General features: G+C 74.9%; 8 protein-coding genes and 1 pseudogene. All 9 read right to left on the minus strand.

Going from position 1 to position 6836, the window contains the following annotated elements; all coding sequences use genetic code 11:
• A partial coding sequence (locus QM626_RS06985; RefSeq protein ID WP_415075388.1) for a glutamate-1-semialdehyde 2,1-aminomutase occupies nt 1-1320 on the minus strand: 1320 nt, incomplete at its 3' end.
• Nucleotides 1321-1423: 103 nt separating this feature from the next.
• Entirely contained in the window at nt 1424-2407 is a 984-nt protein-coding gene (gene hemB, locus QM626_RS06990; RefSeq protein WP_415075390.1) for a porphobilinogen synthase, read from the minus strand.
• Nucleotides 2404-3207 carry a uroporphyrinogen-III synthase gene (locus tag QM626_RS06995; protein ID WP_415075392.1) on the minus strand — a complete coding sequence of 268 codons (804 nt, stop codon included), beginning with the start codon at nt 3205-3207 and terminating at the stop codon, nt 2404-2406. Before QM626_RS06995 ends, hemB begins: the two co-directional genes overlap by 4 nt.
• Nucleotides 3208-3218: 11 nt before the next feature.
• The gene (gene hemC, locus QM626_RS07000; protein ID WP_415075394.1) at nt 3219-4193 is read right to left on the minus strand and encodes a hydroxymethylbilane synthase; all 975 of its coding nucleotides are present in this window, start codon (nt 4191-4193) and stop codon (nt 3219-3221) included.
• A complete protein-coding gene (hemQ, locus tag QM626_RS07005; RefSeq protein WP_415075396.1) occupies nt 4190-4864 on the minus strand; it encodes a hydrogen peroxide-dependent heme synthase in 675 nt (224 codons plus the stop codon). The genes hemC and hemQ overlap by 4 nt, the downstream gene beginning before the upstream one ends.
• 58 nt (nt 4865-4922) lie before the next feature.
• Complete coding sequence (locus tag QM626_RS07010) at nt 4923-5195, minus strand: hypothetical protein (protein ID WP_415075398.1); 273 nt, start codon at nt 5193-5195, stop codon at nt 4923-4925.
• Nucleotides 5185-5592: a phage holin family protein gene (locus QM626_RS07015; protein WP_415075400.1), complete on the minus strand. Its 408-nt coding sequence runs from the start codon at nt 5590-5592 to the stop codon at nt 5185-5187. The genes QM626_RS07010 and QM626_RS07015 overlap by 11 nt, the downstream gene beginning before the upstream one ends.
• A 1-nt stretch (nt 5593) precedes the next feature.
• Nucleotides 5594-5992 (minus strand): hypothetical protein, encoded by a 399-nt coding sequence (locus tag QM626_RS07020; RefSeq protein ID WP_415075402.1) that lies wholly within the window; start codon nt 5990-5992, stop codon nt 5594-5596.
• A gap of 121 nt (nt 5993-6113) precedes the next feature.
• Nucleotides 6114-6836, minus strand: a pseudogene (locus QM626_RS07025) (protoporphyrinogen oxidase); the annotation flags it as partial.

Consider the following 6836-nt stretch of genomic DNA (forward strand, 5'->3'; position numbering starts at 1 on the left):
GGCGGCCGCCGCGCGGGCCGCCGCCGGCAGCGCGGCGACGATGCGCTCGACCGCCGCGTCGTCGTGCGCCGCGGTGAGGAACCAGGCCTCGAACACGCTCGGCGGCAGCGAGACCCCGGCGTCCAGCATCGCATGGAAGAACGCCGGGTAGCGCCACGACTCCTGCGTGAGCGCGGCCTGATAGTCGTGCGGCGCCGCGGACAGGAAGGCGAGGCCGAAGAGGCTGCCCGCGCGCGGCACGGCGTGTCCGACCCCCTCCGCACCCAGCGCGGCCGACAGCGCTGCGGCGACCGCGTCGGCGGCGGCGTCCACGCGGGCGTACACCTCGCGGGTCGCCAGCCGCAGCGTCGCCAGGCCCGCGGCGACGGACAGCGGGTTCCCGCTGAGCGTGCCCGCCTGGTACACCGGGCCGACGGGCGCGAGGCGGTCCATGACCTCGGCGCGGCCGCCGAGGGCGGCCAGCGGCATCCCGCCGCCGACGACCTTGCCGAACGTGAACAGGTCGGGCGTGTAGCGCTCGCCCGTCTCCTGCTGCAGGCCCCAGAACCCCGCCGGGTGCACGCGGAACCCGGTGAGCACCTCGTCCAGGATGAGCAGCGCCCCGTGACGGTGCGCGAGGTCGGCGATGTCCGCGTTGAAGCCGGGCAGCGGCGCGACCACGCCCATGTTCGCGCCCGCCGCCTCGACGATGATCGCGGCGATGTCCGCGCCGTGCACCGCGAAGACCTCCTCGAGCGCGGCCAGGTCGTTGTAGGGCACGACGAGGGTCTGCGCGGCGATCGGCGCGGGGACGCCGGCGGAGCCGGGCAGGGCGAGGGTGGCGACCCCGGAGCCGGCGGCGGCCAGCAGCCCGTCGGAGTGCCCGTGGTAGTGGCCGGCGAACTTCACCAGCAGATCGCGCCCGGTGTGGCCGCGGGCGAGCCGGATCGCGGTCATCGTGGCCTCGGTGCCGGTGGACACGAGCCGCACCCGCTCGACCGGGCGCTGCTCGCCGGCGGCCACCCGGGCGGCGATGACCTCGGCCAGCTCGACCTCGCCCTCGGTGGGCGCGCCGAACGAGAGCCCGCGGGCGGCGGCCTCCTGCACGGCCGCCACGACCTCCGGGTGCGCGTGGCCGAGCAGCGCCGGGCCCCAGCTGGCGACGAGGTCGACGTACTCGCGGCCGGCGGCGTCCGTCACGAACGCCCCCCGTGCGCTCGCGAGGAACCGGGGCGCCCCGCCGACCGACCCGTACGCGCGGACGGGCGAGTTCACCCCGCCCGGGATGGCGGCCCGCCCGCGCGCGAACAGCTCGTCGTTGCGGTCGGTCCCGTGTGTCATAACTCCTCCTCGATGCGCAGGCGCCGTCGCGCATGCGCGGAAATCCGCGGGCCCGGCGCCCGGCTCCGCGACTCGGGCGGAGTTATGGCACGCGGGCTGGCGCTCACAGCTCCTGGCGCAGCCAGGTCGCGGCCTCGAGGGCCCAGTAGGTGAGCACCGCGTCGGCGCCGGCGCGACGGATGCCGAGCAGCGCCTCGCCGATCGCGCCACGGCGGTCGATCCAGCCGTGGGCCGCGGCGGCCTCGATCATCGCGTACTCGCCGGAGACCTGGTACGCCCACACCGGGACGTCGACGGCATCGCGCACGGCGGCGAGCACGTCGAGGTACGGCAGCGCGGGCTTGACCATGACGACGTCGGCGCCCTCGGCCACGTCGGTGACGGCCTCACGCACGCCCTCCCGGGCGTTCGCGGGGTCGAGCTGGTAGGTGCGACGGTCGCCGGTCAGCTGCGAGTCGACGGCCTCACGGAACGGGCCGTAGAAGGCCCCCGCGTACTTCGCCGCGTACGCCAGGACGATCGTGTCGGTGAAGCCCTCGGCCTCCAGCGCCCGGCGCACGGCGGCGACCTGGCCGTCCATCATCCCGGACAGCCCCAGCAGCTGCGAGCCGGCACGCGCCTGCGCGAGCGCCATCGCCGCGTACCGTTCCAGCGTCGCGTCGTTGTCGACCCGGCCGGCGGCGTCCAGCACGCCGCAGTGCCCGTGGTCGGTGAACTCGTCCAGGCACAGGTCGGTCTGCACGACCAGCTCGTCGCCCACCTCCTGTGCCACGGCGCGGGTCGCGACGTTCAGGATGCCGTCCTCCGCGTCGGCGCCCGAGCCCACGGCGTCCCGCACCGCCGGCACGCCGAAGAGCATGATGCCGCCGACGCCGGCCTCCGCGGCATCCGTCGCCGCCCGCCGCAGCGAGTCGAGCGAGTGCTGCACGACGCCGGGCATCGAGGAGATCGGCACCGGCTCGTCGAGGCCCTCCCGCACGAACGCGGGCAGCACGAGCTGGCGCGGCACGAGATGCGTCTCGCGCACGAGCCGGCGGACCGCGGTCGACCGGCGCAGCCGACGCGGACGGTGGTCGGGGAAGCTCACGGCTGGAACTCGTCCGCCGCATGCGGCAGCGCGAAGTGCGAGACCGACTCGATGAGCGCGTCGACGGTCTGCTGGTCGGCGACCACGTCGACGTCGAGACCCGCCTGGCGGGCGTCCTTCGCCGTGCGGGGGCCGATCGCGGCGATCACCGTGTCGGGCGGGATGTTCGGGAACTGCAGCGAGACCTGCTCGGCGACGGAGCCGCTGGTCACGAGGATCGCGTTGATGCGACCCGACTCGACGTCGTGCGCGATGCGCTCGGTGACCGGCACCCCGACGGTGCGATACGCGACGACGCTGCGCACCCGGTGCCCGGCCTCGATGAGACGCTTGGTGAGCACGGGCTTGGCGATCTCGCTGCGCAGGGTCAGGATGTCGCGGGGCGCAGGCTCCAGCTCGATCATCTGGTCCGCCATGCCCGCCGCCGAGTTGTCGCGGTCGGGCACGAGGTCGACGCGGTAGCCGGCGGCCTGCAGGGCCGCGGCGGTCGTCTCGCCGACGGCGGCGACCTTCGTGCCGGCGGGGATCTTCGCCTGGTAGGCGAAGAGCACGTCGACGGTGGTGGCGCTGGTGACCGTCAGCCAGTCGAACGCGCCGGCGGCCAGGTCGGCCAGCGCCGACTCGAGGGCGAGGATGTCGTTGGCCGGGGCGAAGTTGATGAGCGGCGCGACGACCGGCACCGCGCCCTGGGCTCGCAGGGTCGCCGCCACGCCGTCGCCCCACGGACCGCCGCGGGGCACGAGCACGCGCCAGCCGGCCAGCGGCTTCTCCGGATCGTTCCGGTGAGGATCTGCGTGCATCGGGTCGGCTTTCATTGGGAGATCTCGGCTGCCCCACGAGCGAGCAGCTCACGAGCGATGCCGGCTCCGGTGCGCTGAGCACGCGTCCGGATATCCGCGTCGCCGACAGCGTTCGCACCATCGCCACTGCCTGGATTCTCAGCATACCCGCCGATCAGAGCGGAAGTCCGATCGGTCCCGACGCGAGCGGAGCCGTCGAGCGCGTAGGCGATCGCGCGCACGCGCAGCAGCTCGCCCTCGAGCTGGGCGTGGATGCCGACCGGGGCGTGGCATCCGGCCTCGAGCCCGGCGAGCACCGCCCGCTCGGCGGTGACGGCCAGCCGTGTGGGCTCGTCGTCGAGGGCGGCGACCGCGGCGCGCAGCGCCGGGGCGGCGTCCTCGCGGATCTCGATCGCCAGCGCTCCCTGGCCTGCCGCGCTGGGCCATTCCGCCAGACCCAGCGCCTCGCCGGCGAGGTCCGCCGGCAGGCCGCCCAGGCGCGCGAGGCCGGCCGCGGCGAGGATGACGGCATCCAGCTCGCCGCTGCGCACCCGGGCGAGACGCGAGTCGACGTTGCCCCGGATGTCCTGCCACCGCACGCGCGGATTGCGGATGCGCAGCTGGGCGATCCGCCGCGGCGACCCGGTGCCCACGACCGCGCCGGCGGGCAGCTCGTGCAGCCCGGTGCCGTCGCGGGTGACCGCCACGTCGCGCGCGTCCTCGCGGGCGGGGATCGCGCCGACGACCAGGCCGGGCGCGGGGGCGGTCGGCAGGTCCTTCAACGAGTGGACGAGCACGTCGCACTCGCCGGCCTGCAGCGCCTCGCGCAGGCGCGTCGCGAACACGCCCTGGCCGCCGAAGTCGGCGAGGGAGGCGCGCGAGACGTCGCCCTCGCTCGTGATGGTGATCAGCTCGACCTGCTCGCCGGCGGCGTGCGCCAGCGCGTCGGCGACCTGCTGCGACTGCGCGAGCGCGAGCGCGCTGCCGCGGGTGCCCAGCCGGATCACGACAGCACCTCGGGGATGTCCGAGGTGCGGATGCGGCGTCCGGTGTAGAAGGGCACCTCCTCCCGCACGTGACGGCGGGCGTCGGTGTAACGCAGCTCCCGCATCATGTCGACGAGGTCGGTGAGCTCGTCGGCCTCCATCGGCAGCACCCACTCGTAGTCGCCGAGGGCGAAGCTGGCGACCGTGTTGGCGGTGACCCCGGTGAACGCGGCGCCCTTGCGGCCGTGGTCGGCCAGCATCCGCCGCCGCTCCGCCTCGGGCAGCAGGTACCACTCGTAGCTGCGGACGAACGGGTAGACGACGAGCCACTCCTTGGGCGGGATGCCGCGCAGGAACCCCGGCACGTGCGCGCGGTTGAACTCGGCGTCGCGGTGCACGGCCATCGCGTTCCAGGTGGGCAGCAGATTCGTCAGCAGCTCGGTGCGGCGCAGGCGCCGGAGGTCTCGCTGCAGCGCCTCGGGCTCGGGGCCGTGCAGCCACACCATGAGGTCGGCGTCCGCGCGCAGGCCGCTCACGTCGTAGAAGCCGCGGACGGTGACCCCGCCCTCCTCGATGAGCTGCACGATGCCGGCGAGCTCCGTGTCGTCGCCCTCGGTCACCGGGCGCTGCGGATCGCGGCGGAACACCGCCCAGAGCGTGAACTGCGTCGTGGACTCGTGGGGCTCGGGCATGCCCCCAGTCTCCCGCCGGGGAGCGGATGCGGCAAATGCGGCGCCGGGCGCCCGACGGTCAGCGGGTGTAGAGGCGCACCGCTCCCCAGACGGCGGTGCCCACCGCGAGGGCCGCGCCGACCGCGACGGCGACCGCCCCGGCGGGGTTGCGCTGCGCGAACCGGCGGAACTGCGCCGTGCGCCGCTCGAGGGCGGCGCCCGCGCGCTTGGGCACGTTCGCCTTCTCCTCGATCGCCGCGAGGGTCGCCTTGAGCTCGGCCCGCGCCCGTTCGACCGGGTCGGCGATCCCGAGGGGAACGGCGGTGCGGGGCACCGGGACCTCAGAACTCATCGGTGACCTCCTTGACGGCGCGCACGTCCTCGGCGATCGAGGCGGCGGGGTTGCCCTTGCCGATCCGCTTGAACCGCAGGAAGCCGAGCAGCGCCAGCACCGCGGTGAGCACGAGCATGGCGCCGAACACGACCAGCGCGGACAGCCACACCGGCCACCAGGACGACAGGCCGGCGATGACGAAGGCGCCGAGCGCCGGGATCGACCAGAACAGCACGAACAGCGCGCCGACGACCCAGCCGGCGCCGATCCCGGCGTTCTTGCCCGCGAACGCCGCCCACTTCTTGGCGGCGTCGATCTCGGCGACGACGAGGTTGCGGACCAGCTCCGGCAGCTCGCCGACGAGGGTCAGCAGGCCCTGGTCCGATTTGTCGCGGAAGCCACGCGGCGTGGTCATGTCACTTCTCGCCCGTGTGCTCGGTCGTGGCCTTCTTCGCCGCGGCGGCCGCCTTCTGGGCCGTCTCCTCGGCCGCAGCGGCGGAGGTCTGGGCTGCCTCCGCGACGTCGTCGGCGGCGTCCTTCGTCGCATCCAGCGCGGCGTCGAGGCGCTCGCCGGGCGTGCCCTTGGTGGTGGCGGCCTTCGTGATGCCCACCGCGCCGTTCCACACCGCTCGCGGCAACGCGAGCAGCGCCGACTTGCCGAGGTCCTCGAGCTTGTGCACCTGCTTCTGCACCGGGTCGAGGTTCCAGACCTTCTCCGCGCCCGCCTTGATCTGCTCGTATCGTTCGCGTCCGGCACGTGTGCCGAGGACGTAGCCCACGGCCAGTCCGATGACGAGTCCTGCCTTGCCCCTCATGGGGTCTCCTCACGCTCGGTGGATGGAGCCGATCTGTGGTCTCAGTGGTCCCAGGGTAACGCCATATGCCGTTACCGGCATCCGCTTGACAAGACGGGGCGGGATGGGGGAGACAGCCGGGTCAGCGGCCGTCGTCCGCACCGCCGAACAGGGCACGGCGACGCACCGAGTCGGCCTCGGCGACCGCGTCCGGCACGACCTGTGCGAGCCCGGTGCCGCTCAGCCACGCTCCGACGGCTCCCAGGCCGGGGACCGACCGGACGGCCGCACGCGCGACGGCGACCCGGGCGGCACGACCGGCGACCGCCGCCGGCTGCGACTGCACGAACCGTTCGCGGTGCGCGCCGCGGACGCGGGCGGGGTCCAGCTCGACGCCCAGCAGCGCGGACGCCTCGCGGACGGCGAGGGCGGTGGCCGCGTCGTCGTCGAGGTCGGCGGTCGCGGGGCGCTCGTCCTGGGCGCCGAACGACACGCGCACCGCGTGCACGCCGTCCGGCAGCGCCACGGCGACCCACGGCCACTTCGCCGAGGAGTGGGTGAGGGCCTTCGCGACGAAGGCGTGCGGGACGGTCAGCACCCCGGTGCCGCGGGGGGCGGCGTCCAGCGCGGGCGCCTCGACGACGAGGGTGACGATCTCGACCTCGGGAGCCTCGGGCGGCGCGGTCCCGAGCCCCGGCACGACCGGCGCGAGCAGCGCGCGGGCCGCCCCCTCGGCGGTCGCGACGACGACGACGTCGGCCTCGAGCTCGTCCTCCGCCTCCCCGCGGGGCGGGGCGGGGCTCACGTGCACCGCCCAGCCGGCGGGGGTGCGCGCGAGCACGGTCGCGCGCGTGCCGACGCGGAC

This window comes from Microbacterium sp. (genome assembly GCF_047606385.1).
Classification (GTDB): Bacteria; Actinomycetota; Actinomycetes; order Actinomycetales; family Microbacteriaceae; genus Microbacterium.

Coding starts and splice junctions, on each gene's coding strand:
- QM626_RS06995 (WP_415075392.1), bottom strand. CDS start 3,207: ATGCACGCAGATCCTCACCGGAACGATCCGGAGAAGCCGCTGGCCGGC.
- hemQ (WP_415075396.1), bottom strand. CDS start 4,864: ATGCCCGAGCCCCACGAGTCCACGACGCAGTTCACGCTCTGGGCGGTG.
- QM626_RS07010 (WP_415075398.1), bottom strand. CDS start 5,195: ATGAGTTCTGAGGTCCCGGTGCCCCGCACCGCCGTTCCCCTCGGGATC.
- QM626_RS07015 (WP_415075400.1), bottom strand. CDS start 5,592: ATGACCACGCCGCGTGGCTTCCGCGACAAATCGGACCAGGGCCTGCTG.
- QM626_RS07020 (WP_415075402.1), bottom strand. CDS start 5,992: ATGAGGGGCAAGGCAGGACTCGTCATCGGACTGGCCGTGGGCTACGTC.